The organism is Leisingera sp. F5 (genome assembly GCF_001593695.1).
This window is the reverse complement of the sequence record NZ_LUKH01000042.1, coordinates 40441-57802: the sequence shown is the minus strand read 5'-3', so window position 1 is coordinate 57802 and position 17362 is coordinate 40441. Positions and strand designations below refer to the sequence as shown.

15 protein-coding genes are annotated in these 17362 nt (G+C 63.0%); 8 read left to right on the top strand and 7 right to left on the bottom strand.

The annotated features are described in order from the left end of the window. Positions 1–67: 67 nt before the first annotated feature. A complete protein-coding gene (locus A2I95_RS21150; RefSeq protein ID WP_291732984.1) occupies positions 68–1057 on the top strand; it encodes a complex I NDUFA9 subunit family protein in 990 nt (329 codons plus the stop codon). Between the two features lie 61 nt (positions 1058–1118). Here A2I95_RS21150 and A2I95_RS21145 read toward each other — a convergent pair whose 3' ends face one another. Next, positions 1119–1925, bottom strand: coding sequence for an undecaprenyl-diphosphate phosphatase (locus A2I95_RS21145; protein WP_291732980.1), 807 nt, complete (start codon positions 1923–1925; stop codon positions 1119–1121). Between the two features lie 242 nt (positions 1926–2167). Between A2I95_RS21145 and A2I95_RS21140 the strand changes: the two genes are divergently transcribed. From A2I95_RS21140 to A2I95_RS21110, 7 genes are all read left to right on the top strand, one after another. Then, positions 2168–3607 carry an NAD(P)-dependent oxidoreductase gene (locus A2I95_RS21140; protein ID WP_291732978.1) on the top strand — a complete coding sequence of 480 codons (1440 nt, stop codon included), beginning with the start codon at positions 2168–2170 and terminating at the stop codon, positions 3605–3607. Positions 3608–3717: 110 nt separating this feature from the next. After that, positions 3718–4152, top strand: a complete 435-nt coding sequence (locus A2I95_RS21135) for a GFA family protein (protein ID WP_291732976.1) — start codon at positions 3718–3720, stop codon at positions 4150–4152. After that, entirely contained in the window at positions 4149–8681 is a 4533-nt protein-coding gene (gene gltB, locus A2I95_RS21130; RefSeq protein WP_291732975.1) for a glutamate synthase large subunit, read from the top strand. The genes A2I95_RS21135 and gltB overlap by 4 nt, the downstream gene beginning before the upstream one ends. Before the next feature lie 99 nt (positions 8682–8780). Next, positions 8781–9518: a monofunctional biosynthetic peptidoglycan transglycosylase gene (mtgA, locus tag A2I95_RS21125; RefSeq protein WP_291732973.1), complete on the top strand. Its 738-nt coding sequence runs from the start codon at positions 8781–8783 to the stop codon at positions 9516–9518. Between the two features lie 66 nt (positions 9519–9584). Next, positions 9585–10250, top strand: a complete 666-nt coding sequence (locus tag A2I95_RS21120) for a glutathione S-transferase family protein (protein ID WP_291732972.1) — start codon at positions 9585–9587, stop codon at positions 10248–10250. Between the two features lie 78 nt (positions 10251–10328). Further along, positions 10329–11366: a tRNA epoxyqueuosine(34) reductase QueG gene (gene queG / locus A2I95_RS21115; protein ID WP_291732971.1), complete on the top strand. Its 1038-nt coding sequence runs from the start codon at positions 10329–10331 to the stop codon at positions 11364–11366. Positions 11367–11438: 72 nt separating this feature from the next. After that, positions 11439–13445, top strand: a complete 2007-nt coding sequence (locus tag A2I95_RS21110) for a hydantoinase/oxoprolinase family protein (protein ID WP_291732969.1) — start codon at positions 11439–11441, stop codon at positions 13443–13445. Positions 13446–13559: 114 nt separating this feature from the next. On the opposite strand, the gene msrA is transcribed toward A2I95_RS21110, so the two are convergent. From msrA to A2I95_RS21080, 6 genes are all read right to left on the bottom strand, one after another. Continuing rightward, entirely contained in the window at positions 13560–14075 is a 516-nt protein-coding gene (msrA, locus tag A2I95_RS21105; protein ID WP_291732968.1) for a peptide-methionine (S)-S-oxide reductase MsrA, read from the bottom strand. Continuing rightward, entirely contained in the window at positions 14072–14521 is a 450-nt protein-coding gene (gene msrB / locus A2I95_RS21100) for a peptide-methionine (R)-S-oxide reductase MsrB (protein WP_291732967.1), read from the bottom strand. Before msrB ends, msrA begins: the two co-directional genes overlap by 4 nt. A gap of 107 nt (positions 14522–14628) precedes the next feature. Next, complete coding sequence (locus A2I95_RS21095) at positions 14629–15192, bottom strand: DUF4202 domain-containing protein (protein ID WP_291732965.1); 564 nt, start codon at positions 15190–15192, stop codon at positions 14629–14631. A gap of 110 nt (positions 15193–15302) precedes the next feature. Further along, positions 15303–16208 (bottom strand): DMT family transporter, encoded by a 906-nt coding sequence (locus A2I95_RS21090; RefSeq protein WP_291732963.1) that lies wholly within the window; start codon positions 16206–16208, stop codon positions 15303–15305. Positions 16209–16268: 60 nt separating this feature from the next. Continuing rightward, positions 16269–16892, bottom strand: coding sequence for a LysE family transporter (locus A2I95_RS21085; RefSeq protein ID WP_291732960.1), 624 nt, complete (start codon positions 16890–16892; stop codon positions 16269–16271). A gap of 168 nt (positions 16893–17060) precedes the next feature. Beyond that, a complete protein-coding gene (locus A2I95_RS21080) occupies positions 17061–17348 on the bottom strand; it encodes an HU family DNA-binding protein (RefSeq protein ID WP_027256921.1) in 288 nt (95 codons plus the stop codon). Between the last annotated feature and the right edge of the window lie 14 nt (positions 17349–17362).

Genomic DNA, 17362 nt, shown 5'->3' with positions numbered 1-17362 from the left:
TTTGCGCCTTGTTTGGCGCCCCTTGCGGCGCTAGAGCTTAGGGGCAGCTAAGTTCAGGAGCCAAATGATGTCCAAACTGGTCACGATCTATGGCGGATCCGGTTTCGTGGGCCGCTACATTGCGCGGAGCATGGCCAAAGAAGGCTGGCGGGTGCGGGTGGCTGTGCGCCGTCCCAACGAAGCCATGCATGTGAAGCCCTACGGGGTTCCAGGCCAGGTTGAACCGGTGTTCTGCAACATCCGTGACGACGCCTCTGTGGCCTCGGTGATGCAGGGCGCGGATGCGGTGGTGAACTGTGTGGGTGTCCTGAACGAGCTGGGCAAGAACACCTTTGGCGCCCTGCATGCCGAAGGCGCGGGCCGGATTGCGCGCATCGCATCGCAGCAGGGCGTTGCCAGCCTGGTGCATATCTCGGCGATAGGCGCCGATGCGGATGCTGCCAGCGAATATGCCAAAACCAAAGCTGCAGGCGAAGCCGCAGTGCTGCAGAGCTTTGCAGGTGCGGTCATCCTGCGCCCCTCGGTGATCTTTGGGACCGAAGACAGCTTCTTCAACCGCTTTGCTGGTATGACCCGGCTGTCGCCGATGCTGCCGATTGCTGCTGGCAGCACCAAGTTCCAGCCTGTGTTTGCCGATGATGTGGCCAAGGCCGCGGTCATGGGGGCCCTGGGTGAGGCCGAAGGCGGCATCTACGAACTTGGCGGTCCTGAAGTGAAGAGCTTCCGAGCGCTTATGGTGCAGATGCTTGAGGTGATCCACCGGCGCCGCCTGATCCTGTCGCTGCCGCGCCCTGCTGCTTGGCTGGTGGCCTTCGGGTTCGACATGCTGCAGGCGGCCAGTTTTCAATTGATTGAGAACAAAGTGCTGACCCGCGACCAGCTGCGCAGCCTGAAGACGGACAATGTGGTGTCCGAGGGCGCCAAGGGATTCGATGATCTAGGTATCCGCCCGGTGACCCTGGGTTCGGTGCTGCCGGATTACCTGTGGAAATTCCGCCCCTCTGGCCAGTATGATGAGATGACCAATTCCGCCCGGAATCTGCGCAACGGCACCTGATATTTCAGCCGGTTCAAGGGTTTGAAAGCGCGGGGATCTCCTCGCGCTTTTCGTTTCAGGTTCAGCTGCCGTAGGCGATGGCCAGCAGGACAGCACCCAGGATCACCCGGTAGATCACATAAGGCGTAAAGCTGACCGAGCGCAGCAGCCGCATCATCAGACTAAGTGCGGCCAGCGCCGCCACCATGGCCAGCACGGCGGCAATGCCCGCGTCGCGTATCAGTGCGGTGTCGGCCTCCAGCGCCACCTCGGTTCCCAGCAGTACGCCTGAGGCGATGATGGTCGGGATCGACATCAGCATGGCAATGCGGGCGCCATCCTCGCGGGTATAGCCCAGATGGCGGGCGCCGGTGATGGTGATGCCTGAACGAGAAGTGCCGGGGATCAGCGCCAGCATCTGCCACAGCCCCATGACCAGCGCATCACGGACACCCCAGTCGCTAGCCTGTTTCACTTCGGCGCCTTTCTGGTCGGCCCAGTACAGCGCCAACCCGAAGCCCAGCATGGTCCAGCCGATTACCGTCATTGATCGCAGCGCATCGCTGAGACCGGTGAAATGCAGCACAGCACCGAACAGGACTGTGGGAACAGTTGCGATGATCAGTCCCAAGGCGAGTTTGGATCCCGGCGTATCCGTGCGGCCGGTCAGGGCGCGCGGCAGGCCGATCAGGCCATCACGCACGTCGCCCCAGAAGTAGATCATCACAGCGGCCAGGGTGCCGACATGCACGGCGACGTCGATTATCTGTCCCTGGTCTTCCAGCCCGGTCAGGCCGGGCAGTAGAATCAGGTGGCCGGAGGAGGAAACTGGCAGGAATTCGGTGATCCCTTGGATCAATGCTACAAGGATCAGCTGAAAAAGCGGCATGCTGAAATCATCCCATGCTGGCCGCGGACGGGCCGTAAACTGTCGTGACTCTGTATAAATCCCGGCTCTGGATTGGAAAGCTGATATTCAGGTCCGATTCGGACTTAATAACTCTGTACATTTCTGTGAAACACGGTATCAGAAATCAAGCGCTGGCAAAATAGGTCAGCACAGTTGACATAAAAGCGTACCTGTACCTGCGAAGGTGCCTGCGCAGCCAGACAAACGATGGAGTCCAGCCCGTGGCCAAGCAACCGATGCTGAAATTCGTGCAGATCGAACGCGACATGCCTCAAAAGCGTGACGCAAGTGTACGCAAGGAAGACTTCAATGAGATTTATGCGGAGTACGCTGCTGCCAAGGCGGAAGAGCAGGCGAGCCGCTGCAGCCAGTGCGGTGTGCCCTATTGCCAAAGCCACTGCCCGCTGCACAACAACATCCCCGACTGGCTGCGGCTGACCGCAACCGGCCGCCTGGAAGAAGCCTACGAGACCTCGCAGGCCACCAACACTTTCCCGGAGATCTGCGGCCGTATCTGCCCGCAGGACCGTCTGTGTGAAGGCAACTGCGTCATCGAGCAGTCGGGACATGGCACCGTGACCATCGGTTCGGTCGAGAAATACATCACCGACACCGCTTGGGAAAACGGTTGGGTGAAACCTGCCGCGCCCTTGGCTGAGCGCAGCGAGAGCGTTGGCATCATCGGTGGCGGCCCCGGCGGGCTGGCCGCGGCGGATATGCTGCGCAAGGCCGGCGTGCAGGTCACCGTCTATGACCGCTATGACCGCGCCGGCGGGCTGCTGATGTACGGTATCCCCAGCTTCAAGCTGGAAAAGGACGTGGTCCAGCGCCGCAACAAGCTGCTGGCCGACGGCGGCGTGAATTTCGTGTTGAATTGCAATGTGGGAGAGGACATTTCATTCGAGGAGATCCGCGCCAAGCATAATGCAGTGATTATCGCCACCGGCGTCTATAGATCGCGCGATCTGGCAATGCCGGGCAGCGGCGCTGAAGGGATCGTTAAGGCGATCGATTTCCTGTGCGCGTCGAACAAGAAAAGCTTTGGCGACGAGGTTGCGGAATTCGACAATGGCGACCTGAATGCCGAGGGTAAGAAGGTCGTTGTCATCGGCGGCGGCGATACCGCGATGGATTGCGTGCGGACTTCGATCCGCCAGGGTGCGACTTCGGTCAAATGCCTCTACCGCCGCGACCGCGCCAATATGCCGGGCTCGCAGCGTGAGACCCAGAACGCCGAGGAAGAAGGCGTGATCTTTGAATGGCTGTCGGCGCCCAAAGGCTTCACCGACGAGGGCGGCAAGGTCGCTGGCGTGATGGTGCAGAAGATGCGCCTGGGCCAGCCGGACGCCTCGGGCCGTCAGGCGCCGGAGGTGATCGAAGGCGCGGATTACGTGGAAGAAACTGATCTGGTGATCAAAGCCTTGGGCTTTGAGCCGGAAGATCTGCCCGCCCTGTGGAACCAGCCGGAGCTGCCTGTGACCCGCTGGGGCACCGTTAAGGCCGCGTTCAAGACCGGTGCGACCGATCTGGAAGGCGTCTATGCAGTGGGCGACATCGTGCGCGGCGCATCGCTGGTGGTCTGGGCGATCAAGGACGGCCGCGACTGCGCGGAAGCGATCCTGGAGAGCTTCAACAGCAAGGCCGCGGTGGCGGCAGAATAACCCGGCACCGCCTGTATACCGTCTGTGCATGCCCCCAATGCACCGGCGGAGCAGCGATGGACCGCAGCAAGGTCAGCATTGCTGACCCAGCGAGCAAAAGGAAGATGGACATGAGTGAATTGCAGGGACAATGCATGTGCGGCGCGGTGACCGTCACCGCCACACCTGCGCGCGAATCCATTTCCGCCTGCCACTGCGAGATGTGCCAGCGCTGGGCCAGTGGTCCTTACCTGAGCTTTCAGACGGCCAGTGGTTACGCGGCGCTGGGACCGGTGCAGACCTATCAGTCCTCGGGCTGGGCCGAGCGGGCGTTCTGCGGCAAATGCGGATCGGCGCTGTGGTATCGGATGACCGCAGGAGAACATAAGGGCCAGACGCAGATGTCGGCTGGCCTGTTTGAAAACGCAGGCGGCAATGAATTGCGCCTGGAACTTTACATCGACAAGAAGCCAGCGGGCTACGCGTTTGACAGCAGCAGCCGTAAACTGACCGGCGCTGACGTGATCGACATGTTTGCCCCTTCCGGAGAAGGAAACAGCCAATGACCAAATATGATGCCGATTGGGTGCGCGCCGAAGAAACCAAGCGCAAGTGGATGGCTGAAAATGGCCTGTATTCCGAGGAGGAAGAACATTCCTCCTGCGGCGTCGGTCTGGTGGTCTCTGTAAACGGCAAGAAGAGCCGCAGGGTGGTTGAGGCCGGCATCGACGCGCTGAAGGCGATCTGGCACCGCGGTGCGGTGGATGCCGACGGCAAGACCGGCGACGGCGCGGGCATCCATGTTCAGATCCCTGTTCCGTTCTTCTATGACCAGATCCGCCGCACCGGCCACGAGCCGCGCCAGGATGAGCTGATGGCGGTGGGCCAGGTGTTCCTGCCGCGCACCGATTTCGGCGCCCAGGAGCGTTGCCGGACCATCGTCGAAAGCGAAGTCCTGCGCATGGGCTATTCCATCTACGGCTGGCGCCATGTGCCGGTGGACGTGACCTGCCTGGGCGAAAAGGCCAACGCGACCCGGCCTGAGATCGAACAGATCCTGATCTCCAACGCCAAGGGCGTGGACGAGGAAACCTTTGAGCGCGAACTGTATGTGATCCGCCGCCGGGTCGAGAAGGCGGCCAATGCCGCGGCGATTGCGGGGCTGTATATTGCGTCGCTCAGCTGCCGGTCGATCATCTACAAGGGCATGATGCTGGCCGAGCAGGTGGCGGTGTTCTACCCCGACCTGATGGACGCACGGTTCGAGAGCGCCTTTGCGATCTATCACCAGCGCTATTCCACCAACACCTTCCCGCAGTGGTGGCTGGCGCAGCCGTTCCGGATGCTGGCCCATAACGGCGAAATCAACACGCTGAAGGGCAACCTGAACTGGATGAAGAGCCATGAGATCCGCATGGCCAGTGCGACCTTTGGCGACCATGCCGAGGACATCAAGCCGATCGTGCCGGGCGGCGCGTCGGATTCTGCCGCGCTGGATGGCGTGTTCGAGGTGCTGGTGCGCGCGGGCCGCTCTGCGCCGATGGCGAAAACCATGCTGGTGCCGGAAAGCTGGTCCAAACAGGCGGTGGAACTGCCGCAGGCCTGGCGCGACATGTATTCCTACTGCAATTCGGTAATGGAACCCTGGGACGGTCCTGCCGCACTGGCGATGACCGATGGCCGCTGGGTCTGTGCCGGCCTGGATCGCAACGGTCTGCGCCCGATGCGTTATGTGGTGACTGGCGACGGTCTGGTGATTGCCGGCTCTGAGGCTGGCATGGTGCCGATTAACGAGGCAAATGTGGTCGAGAAGGGCGCGCTGGGTCCGGGCCAGATGCTGGCTGTCGACATGCAGAAGGGCAAGCTGTTCAACGACCAGCAGATCAAGGACAAGCTGTCCCGTGCGCTGCCGTTTGGCGACTGGGTCAAGCGGATCAACGATCTGGACACCACCTTGGCCAGCGCCACCGAGCAGCCGCTGTTCACCGGTGAAGAACTGCGCCGCCGTCAGGTCGCGGCCGGCTATACCATCGAGGAATTGGAGCAGATCCTGGCGCCGATGGCCGAAGACGGCAAGGAATCGCTGGCCTCGATGGGCGACGACACGCCGTCTGCAGTGCTGTCCAAGATGTACCGCCCGCTGAGCCATTTCTTCCGCCAGAACTTCAGCCAGGTGACTAACCCGCCGATCGACAGTTTGCGCGAATTCCGGGTGATGTCGCTGAAGACGCGGTTCGGCAACCTGAAGAACGTGCTGGACGAGGACAGTAGCCAGACCGAGATCATCGTGCTGGAGAGCCCTTTCGTAGGCAATGCCCAGTGGGACAAGCTGGTGGACCAGCTGAACGCGCCGCTGGCCGAAATCGATTGTTCCTTTGCGCCGGGCCGCGGATCGCTGAGCGCCGCGCTGGAGCGGATCCGGGCCGAGGCCGAGGAGGCTGTCCGCTCAGGCGCGGGCCACATTGTGCTGACCGATCAATTCTCGGGCACGGGCAAGGTGGCGATGCCGATGATCCTGGCGACCTCTGCCGTGCATTCGCATCTGACCCGCAAGGGGCTGCGGACCTTCTGTTCGCTGAACGTGCGCGCTGCCGAATGTATCGACCCGCATTATTTTGCGGTGCTGATTGGCTGCGGCGCCACCGTGGTGAACGCCTATCTGGCCGAGGATTCGCTGGCTGACCGCATCGAGCGCGGGCTGCTGGACGGCAGCCTGACCGAAAACGTTGCACGCTACCGGGAAGCCATCGACCAGGGTCTGTTGAAGATCATGGCGAAGATGGGCATTTCGGTGGTGTCATCTTATCGCGGCGGTTTGAACTTTGAGGCGGTGGGCCTGTCCCGCGCCATGTGTGCGGAGTATTTCCCGGGCATGACCAGCCGCATTTCCGGCATCGGTGTGACCGGTATCCAGACCAAGGCGGAGGAAATCCACGCCAAGGCCTGGACCTCGGCTGAAGGCGTGCTGCCGATCGGCGGTTTCTACAAGGCGCGCAAGTCGGGCGAGACCCACGCCTGGGAAGCGACCTCGATGCATATGATGCAAATGGCCTGCAACAGAGCCTCATACGAGCTGTGGAAGCAGTATTCGGCGAAGATGCAGTCGAACCCGCCGATTCACCTGCGCGACCTGTTGCACATCAAGCCGCTGGGTACTGCTGTGCCGATCGAGGAAGTGGAATCGATCACCTCGATCCGCAAGCGGTTTGTGACGCCGGGCATGAGCTTGGGCGCCCTGAGCCCCGAAGCGCACAAGACCCTGAACGTGGCTATGAACCGGATCGGTGCCAAGTCCGACTCCGGCGAGGGCGGTGAAGATCCGGCGCATTTCGTGCCGGAGCCGAACGGCGACAACCCTTCAGCCAAGATCAAGCAGGTGGCGTCGGGCCGGTTTGGCGTGACTGCCGAATACCTGAACCAGTGCGAAGAGCTGGAAATCAAGGTTGCCCAGGGTGCTAAGCCCGGCGAGGGCGGCCAGTTGCCGGGCATGAAGGTCACCGACCTGATTGCCCGCCTGCGCCACTCCACCAAGGGTGTGACCCTGATCTCTCCGCCGCCGCACCACGATATCTATTCGATCGAGGATCTGGCGCAGCTGATCTATGACCTGAAGCAGATCAACCCGCGCTGCAAGGTGACGGTGAAGCTGGTGGCGTCCTCCGGCGTTGGCACCATTGCCGCCGGCGTGGCCAAGGCAAAGGCGGATGTGATTCTGATCTCGGGCCACAATGGCGGCACCGGGGCGTCGCCCGCAACCTCGATCAAATATGCCGGACTGCCGTGGGAGATGGGCCTGACCGAGGCGCATCAGGTGCTGGCGATGAACAACCTGCGCGAGCGGGTGACGCTGCGCACCGACGGGGGGCTGCGCACCGGGCGCGATATCGTGATGGCGGCGATGCTGGGGGCCGAGGAATACGGTATCGGCACCGCGGCGCTGATCGCGATGGGCTGCATCATGGTGCGCCAGTGCCAGTCGAACACCTGCCCGGTGGGTGTCTGCACCCAGGACGAAGCGCTGCGCGGCAAGTTCACCGGAAACGCGGACAAAGTGGTGAACCTGATCACCTTCTATGCGCAGGAAGTGCGGGAAATCCTGGCCTCCATCGGCGCGCGTAGCTTGGACGAGGTGATCGGGCGGGCGGATCTGCTGGCGCAGGTCTCGCGCGGGTCGGCGCATCTGGACGATCTGGATTTGAACCCGCTGCTGATCACGGTCGATGGTTCTGCCAATATCGTCTACAACCGCGACAAGGACCGTAACGCCGTGCCGGACACGCTGGATGCGGAGATTGTGCGCGACGCCGCCCGCTTCCTGCAAGACGGCGAGAAGATGCAGCTGTCTTATGCGGTGCAGAACACCCACCGCACCGTGGGCACCCGCACCTCAAGCCATATCGTGCGCAATTTCGGCATGCGCAACTCGTTCCAGCCGGACCATCTGACGGTGAAGTTGCAAGGTTCTGCCGGGCAGTCTCTGGGCGCCTTTGCAGCACCGGGGCTGAAACTGGAGGTGTCAGGCGATGCCAATGATTATGTCGGCAAGGGCCTGTCGGGCGGCACCATCGTGGTGCGCCCGCCGCAGGTGAGCCCGCTGAACGCGTCCGAGAACACCATCATCGGCAATACCGTTCTGTACGGCGCAACCGACGGCTATTTGTTTGCCGCAGGCCGCGCAGGCGAGCGGTTCGGGGTGCGCAACTCGGGCGCCTCGGTGGTGATCGAGGGCTGCGGCGCCTGCGGTTGTGAATACATGACTGGCGGCGTGGCGGTGATCCTCGGCAGCATCGGCGCCAACTTCGGCGCGGGCATGACCGGCGGCATGGCGTATCTTTACGATCCCGATGGCAAGGCGGAAACCATGATGAACATGGAATCGCTGGTCACCTGCCCGGTTACCGTGGCGCATTGGGAAGCGGAGCTGAAAGGCCTGATTGCCCGCCATCTGGATGAAACCGGCAGCCGCAAGGCGGCGGAGATCCTGCAGCATTGGGACATCGAGAAGACCAATTTCCTGCAGGTCTGCCCAAAGGAGATGCTCGACAAACTGGCGCATCCGGTGATGCAGGAACAGGCAGCTGTTCCGGCGGAATAAGCCAAGTTAGAGATTTGAAAATCGACCCCGCAGGCAAATGCTTGCGGGGTTTTCTTTTTGGCGGTTGGTTGCCGGGGGCATCCTGGCCTATAGAAGGGCATGGCAAAGGCAGTTGCGAAAAAGAAGAAAGCCAAGAGCAGCAAGAAGGCAGTAAAGCTGAAGGTACAACCCCTTCGCTGGCTGCGGCGCTGGCTGTTGCGCGTGGTGCTGGCTGTTGCGGCGGTTTTTTCTTGCCTCATCCTGTTGTTTTCGGTGGTGAACCCGCCGATCACCCATACCATCTGGGCCGAGCAGCGCCGTTTGGGGGAGGTGGACCGGATGTGGGTGCCGCTGAAGGAGATTGCGCCGGTGCTGGCGCGCTCGGTGGTGGCGGCCGAGGATGCGCAGTTCTGCCGCCATTGGGGCTTTGATGCGCGTGCCATTCAGGCGGCGATCGAGGCGGGCGGCGCCCGCGGCGGCTCGACCATTTCGCAGCAGGTGGTGAAAAATGTGTTCCTGTGGCAGGGCCGCAGCTGGCCGCGCAAGGTGCTGGAGACGCTGCTGACCCCGGCGGTGGAAATCGTCTGGAGCAAGCGGCGCATCCTGGAGGTCTATCTGAACGTCGCCGAAATGGACGAAGGTGTGTTTGGCGCCGAAGCTGCTGCGCGCAAATACTTCGGTGTTGGCCCGGATCAGCTGAGCGCGCGTCAGGCAGCGCTGATTGCCGCTGTGCTGCCCAATCCCAAAGATCGCTCTGCCCGCCGGCCCAGCGGTTTCGTGCAGCGCCGCGCCGCACAGATCGCCGATGGTGCGGCTACCATTCGCGCAGACGGGCGGGCGGAATGTTTCGAGGATTGAATCTTTGCACCGGCCAAGGCATTGCTGGGGCATCCGCTGTTTTGTTTTTGGAGATACCCCTTAGCCATGGCTCGCCTGTACCACGTTCCGTTGTCCCCCTATTGCCGCAAGGTGCGGTTGTCGTTGGCGGAAAAAAAGATCGAGGTTGAACTGGTCGAGGAACGGTATTGGGAGCAGGATCCCGATTTCCTGCGCCGCAACCCAGCGGCCAAGGTGCCGGTGATCCGGCTGGATGGCCAAATGATGGCTGAAAGTGCTGCGATCTGCGAATATCTGGAAGAGGTCCGGCCCGAACCGCCGTTGATGCCCAAGGATGCTGAGGGCCGCTATGAGATGCGCCGTCTGGTGAGCTGGTTTGACGACAAGTTCCATCACGAGGTGACCTCGAAGCTGCTCTATGAGCGGGTGAATAAGAAAATCACTGGCGAAGGCTACCCGGACAGCCGCAACGTCAAGGCCGGAGCCAAGGCGATCAAGTACCACCTGGATTACATGGCCTGGCTGCTGGATCACCGGCGCTGGCTGGCGGGGGACATGATGACGCTGGCGGATTTTGCCGCTGCCGCGCATCTGTCGTCGCTGGATTACATCTCGGATGTGGACTGGAACCGCTCGGCGGTGGTCAAGGACTGGTACGCCAAGATCAAGTCGCGGCCCGCATTCCGGTCGATCCTGGCGGATCAGGTGCCGGGCTTCCGCCCGCCGCCGCATTACACTGATCTGGATTTCTGATATCAACGGGGCAAGGGGCGCTGCCCCTCTTGGGCCTTTGACCCAATTCACCCCGAGGTATTTGGGACCAGAAAGAAGATGAGTGCAGCGCTGAAAGAACGGCTGGTGGCACAAGCACTGGCTGAGGGGTTTGTCTCCTGCCGGATCTGCCGTCCGTGGGAGGTGCCGCAGGTGCCCGGGCGCCTGCAGGCGTTTCTGGAAGCCGGATATCACGGGCAGATGGGCTGGATGGCGGAGCGCACCCATTGGAGAGGCGATCCGGCGCAGCTGTGGCCGGATGCGCGGTCGGTGATCATGCTGGCGGAGAGTTACACGCCGGACGAGGACCCGATGGCAGTGGTGGGCCAGGCGGACCGCGGAGCTGTCTCGGTCTATGCCCGCAACAAGGATTATCACGACCTGGTCAAGAAGCGGCTGAAGCGGCTGGCGCGCTGGCTGATTGCCGAGGCCGGGGAGGAATGCGAGGTCAAGGTCTTTGTCGACACTGCGCCGGTGCCGGAGAAAGCGCTGGGCATGGCGGCAGGGCTGGGCTGGCAGGGCAAGCACAGCAATCTGGTGAGCCGGGATTGGGGGAATTGGGCCTTTTTAGGGTCTGTTTTCACCACACTGGAGCTGCCGGCGGATGAGGCAGAGCGGGACCGCTGCGGGTCCTGCCGGGCCTGTCTGGACAGCTGCCCGACCGATGCCTTTCCGGCACCCTACCAGGTGGATGCGCGGCGCTGCATTTCCTACCTCACCATCGAGCACAAAGGGGTGGTCGACGAAGAGCTGCGCGGCAAGCTGGGCAACCGGATTTATGGCTGCGACGACTGCTTGGCAGCCTGTCCCTGGAACAAGTTTGCAGTGGCCGCCAGCGACATGCGCTATGCCGCGCGGGAGGAGCTGAAAGCGCCGAAGCTGGCAGAACTAGCGGTGCTGGATGACGCAGCGTTCCGCGCAATGTTCTCCGGCTCGCCGATAAAACGCATCGGGCGGGACAGGTTTGTGCGTAATGTTTTGTATGCCATCGGTAACTCCTGCCAGTCGGAACTGCGGGGCGTGGCGTGCGGGCTGACGGAGGACCCTGATCCGGCAGTCGCGGACGCGGCGCGATGGGCGGTTCAACAGCTTTCATGACGCAAACAGGATGGACGGGCCGCAAATAGGCGTTACACCCGGTCCGGCGAACAGAGATTGAAGGGGCTGAGTATGGCGCTGTTGCTGGGTGTGGACACGGGCGGAACCTATACGGATGCGGTGCTGATCCGCGACGAGAAGGAAGTAATAGCCTCGGCCAAGTCGCTGACCACGCGCCAGGATCTGGCGATTGGCGTCGGCGGTGCGATCCGGGCGGTGCTGGAGCAGTCCGGGGTGCAGCCGCAGGAAGTATCTCTGGCAGCGCTCTCGACCACTTTGGCCACCAATGCGCTGGTCGAGGGGCAGGGCGGCCGGGTGGCGCTGATTTACATCGGTTTTGCCGAGTCGGATCTCGACCGGCACGGGCTGCGGGACGCTTTGAAAGGGGATCCGGCGCTGGTGATTGGCGGCGGCCACACCCATGCGGGCAGCGAGGCGGCGCCTCTGGATACGGAAGCGCTGGAGATGTTTCTGCGCACCGAAGGCCAGGGGGTGACGGGTTTTGCCGTCGCCGGGGTCTTTGCCACTCGCAACCCGGCGCATGAGGTTGAGGCGGCACGGATCATTCACGAACTGACCGGCGCTCCGGCCACCTGCTCGCACCAGTTGTCGGCCAAACTGAACGGGCCGAAGCGGGCGGTGACAGCCGTGCTGAATGCCCGTCTCATTGGCATGATCGACCGTCTGATCGGTCGGGCACAGGACACGCTGCTGGACCTTGGCATCGAGGCGCCGATGATGGTGGTGCGCGGCGACGGCGCGCTGATGAGCGGAGAGCAGGCGCGGGAGCGGCCGATCGAAACCATTCTATCGGGGCCGGCGGCTTCGATCGTTGGGGCGCGCTGGATGACCGGGGTGGATCATGCGCTGGTCAGCGATATTGGCGGCACCACGACAGATGTGGCGCTGATCAAGGACGGCAAGCCGGCGATTGATCCGGCGGGCGCGCGAGTCGGTGCCTTTCGCACAATGGTCGAAGCCGTGGCGATGCGCACCACCGGCCTGGGCGGCGACAGCCAGGTGCATCTGGTCACCAGCGGGCTGTCAGGCGGGTTGACCCTGGGACCACGCCGGGTGGTGCCGGTGTCTCTGATCGCGACAGATGCGCCGGAGGTTGTGCATGCAGCGCTGGACGAGCAGCAGCGAAACTCCACTGTGGGCGAGTTTGACGGGCGTTTCGTGCGTGCAGTGCCGGGGGTGCCGGTGGCGGGCCTGAGCGAGCGGGAGGCCGGGCTGCTGGCGCGGATCGGGATGCAGGTGCACCCGCTGGGCCAGATCCTGCGCACCCGGATGGAGCACGGCTCGCTGGGTCGGCTGGTGGATCGCGGGCTGGTGCAGGTCTCCGGTGTGACGCCTTCGGACGCCAGTCATGTGTTGGGCCGCGTTGATGCCTGGGACCGGGAAGCGGCAGAGAAGGCGCTGACGCTGTTTGCCCGGCGCCGGGTGGGCAGCGGCGACATGGTGGCTAAAGATGCAGAAAAGCTGGCGCAGATGATTATTGATCAGCTGACTGAACAGACCGCTATGACCTTGTTAGAATCTGCTTTTTCCGAGGAGGCCGAAGATTTCGGTCTGCCCGCGGAACAGTTGGCGCGGCATGTGCTGATGCAAAAAGGGTTGGCAAAGCACCGCGGGCTGCTGGCGCTGAATGCGGCGCTGAACGTGGATGTTGTCGGGCTTGGCGCCTCTGCTCCCAGCTATTACCCGGCGGTGGGGGAGCGTCTGCATTGCAACATGATCCTGCCGGAGCACGCGGGCGTTGCCAACGCCATTGGCGCGGTAGTGGGCCGGGTCACTATGCGGCGCAGCGGCACCGTGACTTCGCCTTCGGAGGGCAAGTACCGGGTGCACCTGGAAAGCGGACCGGCGGATTTCCCGGCTTCGGACGAGGCGTTGGCGGCGCTGGAGGCGGCACTGGCGCAAGAGGCCCGCGGTGCGGCGGAAGCAGCCGGCGCCGAGGACATACACGTGCATGTGGAGCGGGATATCCGCACCGCGCAGGTGGAATCGCGGCAGGTGTTTGTCGAGGGGACATTGACCGTGGAAGCCAGCGGGCGGCCGCGGGTGGCGGCTGAATAATAGGCTGCTGCCGGAGGCATGGGGCCAGAAGAAGCTGGGATGTTTTCTGGGGATCCGGCACGTGAAAGAACCCCCGCGCGATTACGGTGGGGGTTTGAGCTGCCTTATTAGAGCCTATTCCGCTGCAGCGTTGCGTTTCGGCAGCACCCAGTCGGGGCGCGCGAAGTGGCAGGTGTAGCCAGTGGGCAGCCGCTGCAGGTAGTCCTGATGCTCAGGCTCGGCCTCCCAGAAGTCGCCAACAGGTTCGACTTCTGTCACCACCTTGCCGGGCCAGAGGCCGGAGGCGTTGACATCGGCGATGGTCTCCTCGGCCACCGCTTTTTGCGTCTCGTCCACGTAGTAGATCGCCGAGCGGTAGCTCATCCCCAGATCGTTGCCCTGGCGGTTCAGGGTGGTCGGGTCGTGGATCTGAAAGAAGAGCTCCAGCATCTCCCGGAAGGAGGTGACGGCGGGGTCGAAGATGATCTCGATCCCTTCGGCGTGGGTGCCGTGATTGCGATAGCTGGCGTTGGGCACGTCGCCGCCGGTATAGCCGACGCGGGTGCTGATGACGCCGGGGCGCTTGCGGATCAGTTCCTGCATGCCCCAGAAACAGCCGCCTGCAAGGACGGCGCGTTCGGTGGTGCTCATTTCACGACCTCCACTTGGTTGATGTAGGCGCCATAGCCCTCTGCCTCCATGTCATCCAGATGGACAAACCGCAGGGAGGCGGAGTTGATACAGTAGCGCAGGCCGCCCCGGTCCATCGGACCGTCAGGGAAGACATGGCCGAGGTGACTGTCGCCATGGGTAGAGCGAACCTCGGTGCGGATCATGCCGAGGGTGCGGTCTTCCAGTTCTTGCACATGTGCTGTCTCAATGGGTTTGGTGAAGCTGGGCCAGCCGCAGCCCGATTCATATTTGTCGGAGGAGGCAAACAGCGGCTCGCCCGAGACAATGTCGACGTAGATGCCAGGCTCCTTGTTACTCAGCAGCTTGCCAGTGCCGGGGCGTTCTGTTCCCGCGTTCTGGGTCACATAGAACTCTTCCTCGGAGAGGGCGGCAATGGCGTCCGGATTTTTTGTGTATTTGGTCATGGTGTCCTCCCGCCTGTTTTCTTGTCGCAGAACATGGGGTGTGAGGGCGCAAATGCAATGCCCTGTTACAGGCGGCTCGCAAAGCCGTGTGCGGGGGCGGGGTTTGCTCAGGCGGCGAAGGCGCCGGCCAGCTCCGCGGGCAGGGTGAACTCGCCCAGCACCCGGGCGCGGGCCTCCGCCGACATCTTGCGGGCGGTCTTTTCAACAATGCGCTGGACCTTCTCTGCCGGGTGTTTGGCGGCAAAGGGTTCAAAGTACCACTTCAGGAAGACAAAGCAGATGATGTCCTCCAGCGCCTGCACCTGGTCGTCGCGTTTGATGCCCTCCTTGCGCAGCATGCGGGCGGCGGCGTCCACATCGCCGGCACCATAGCCTGCCTCCTGCATCAGGGCAGTGACCACGCCGGCGTGGTGATCCGCCTCGGCCTTGCGCCAGGCGAGGTAGCCCGCGCGGCCTTCCGGGAAGGCGCCGCGCTGCAGCTTCCAGCGCTCCACATGCTGACCGCGGGCGGCGATCTGCAGCGGCTCATTGGCATCGGGGAACAGGCGGGACTGTTCCGAGCTCATCCGCTGGCCGTAAAGCAGAGCGGCGGGCTGGCCGTCCTCCAGGCTGGGATCCTGGGCATTGGCGGCGTCGATGGCGTCCAGCACCTGGGTCAATTGCGCGCTCATGCTGCGTCCTCCTGTTTGGTCATTGAGGGCCAGAATAATGCGGAAGCGCGGCGGGTTGCAACGGGTCGGCACGCCGCCAGGCGTGCCGACCCAAGGGGCAGAGACGGGCGTCAGCCCGGCTTTGCCGCGCGGGAGAGCGCTGCTGGCGGCAGGGTGGGGCGGCGGGCAAGCTGAACCGCGAGAATGCCGACAGTAACAATTGTCACGCCAAGCACATCGAGCGGGCCCAGTTTTTCACCCAGCAGAACGCTGGCAACGGCCACGCCAAACACCGGGTTGAGGAAGTGAAAAGTGGCGGCCCGCACCGCGCCGATGCGGTTCAACAGCATCACCCAGATGAGAGTGGCCATCAGCCCCGGCACCACCGTGGTATAGGTAAAGGCCGCCGCAAGCCGCCATGTGGGGTTCACAAAAATATCTTCGGTCAGCGGTGCGGCGACAAACAGGATGGCGGAACCGATCAGCATCTGCAGCCCCACTACCATCATGAAATTGCCACCTGAGGTGGCGCCGCGCAAAGCCAGCGTTGCAGTGGTCAGCGCCAGCACGCCGATCACGCAGAGCGCCACACCGAACAGGTCCACCCCGGCACTGAGGCGGGTGCCCATGATCAGTGCCACGCCGAGGACGCCCGCCGCCAATCCGGCGTAGCCCAGGGGCCGCAGCCGCTCGCCGAACAGCGCCCAGCCGGCCAGTGCGACCAGCAAGGGCATGGTGGAGGCGATGATCGCGGCAAGCGAGGCCTCGATCCACTGCATGGCGACGAAGTTGAGGCCGAGGTAGAGCGCGTTCTGGCAGATACCGAAGATCACCGTGGCACGCCACTGGCCCGGCGTCAGCCGCCAGCTTTGCCCCATAGCGCGGGCAATTGCGACGCCGATCAGGCCGGAGATCAGGAATCGCACCGCAAGGGAGAACAGCGGTGAAGCATCCTGCACGATGATCCGCGCCGAAGTGAAGGCCGAAGACCACATCAGGGCGAAAGCCAACCCCATGGCAATTGCACGTCCGTCCATTGTGAATTCCTCTCAGTTGCTGCGGACCCTCCGGATATTGTGTCATAGGGTCAAGACCTGTCAGCTGAGCCTGGCCGCAAAGATCTGCCAGCTGGCGGTGGCAAAAGCGGCGGCAAACACTGCCTCGAACACGCGGCGCAGGCGCAGATATATCCGGGTGGCTGCGCTGCTGGAGAACAGCAGTGCGTAACCATGAAAAATCAGCGTGCTTTGCACGGCGATGGCGGCGATCACCGTCAGCAGCGCTGATGGTTCAGTGCCGGGCGGGATGCCGATAGCGTAAAGCGACCCAAAGAACAGCACCGCCTTGGGATTTGTCAGATGCAAGGCCAGTCCCTTGGCAAAAGCTGTGCGCAAGGATACCGCCGCGGAAGCCTTGAGTTCCGGGGTTCCGGGGTGCAGCGCGGAACGGGCCGAGCGCAGCGCGAGATACATCAGGTAGCCTGCACCGAAATAGCGAACGACCTCAAAGATCCAGGCATTGGCCAGCATCACGGCCCCAAGGCCAAAGGCGGCAGAGACCGACCAGATCAGCGAGCCGCTGCTGACGCCGGCAGCCAGGGCCAGCCCGGCAGCACGGCCGCGCTGCATGGCGGTGCCGGCAATGGTCAGCGTGGCGGGGCCGGGGCTGGCACCGGCTAGCAGAGCGGCCCCAAGGATCAGCATCAGGTTCACTTCAGTCATGCAGCAGCCCTCCTCGGGTGTGACGGCAGATTGCGCTTGACGGGCGTTGTTGGCAAGCAGCAACGCTGCGGCCGCGGGCGAAGCTTTTCCGCACCCGGGAAACATCCGGGCAAAAGAAAAGGGCCGCCCGCGGGGGCAGCCCTGAAACCGTCCGGTTTATCGCCGGTATCAGCCGTTCACGCTGTCTTTCAACGCTTTTGCAATGGTCATTTTCACAACCTTGTCGGCTTCTTTGGTGAACTTCTCGCCGGTGGCCGGGTTGCGCACTTCGCGCTCGGGGCGCTCGCGGCAGTAGATCTTGCCGACGCCCGGCAGAGTCACGGCACCGCCGCCCGACACTTCGCGGGTGATCAGCGAGCAGACCGCTTCCAGGGCGGAACCTGCGACTTTCTTGTCGCTGCCCATTTCGTCAGCCAGAGCGGCAACAAGCTGGGTTTTGGTCATCGGTTTGGACATTCTTCGTCTCCTTA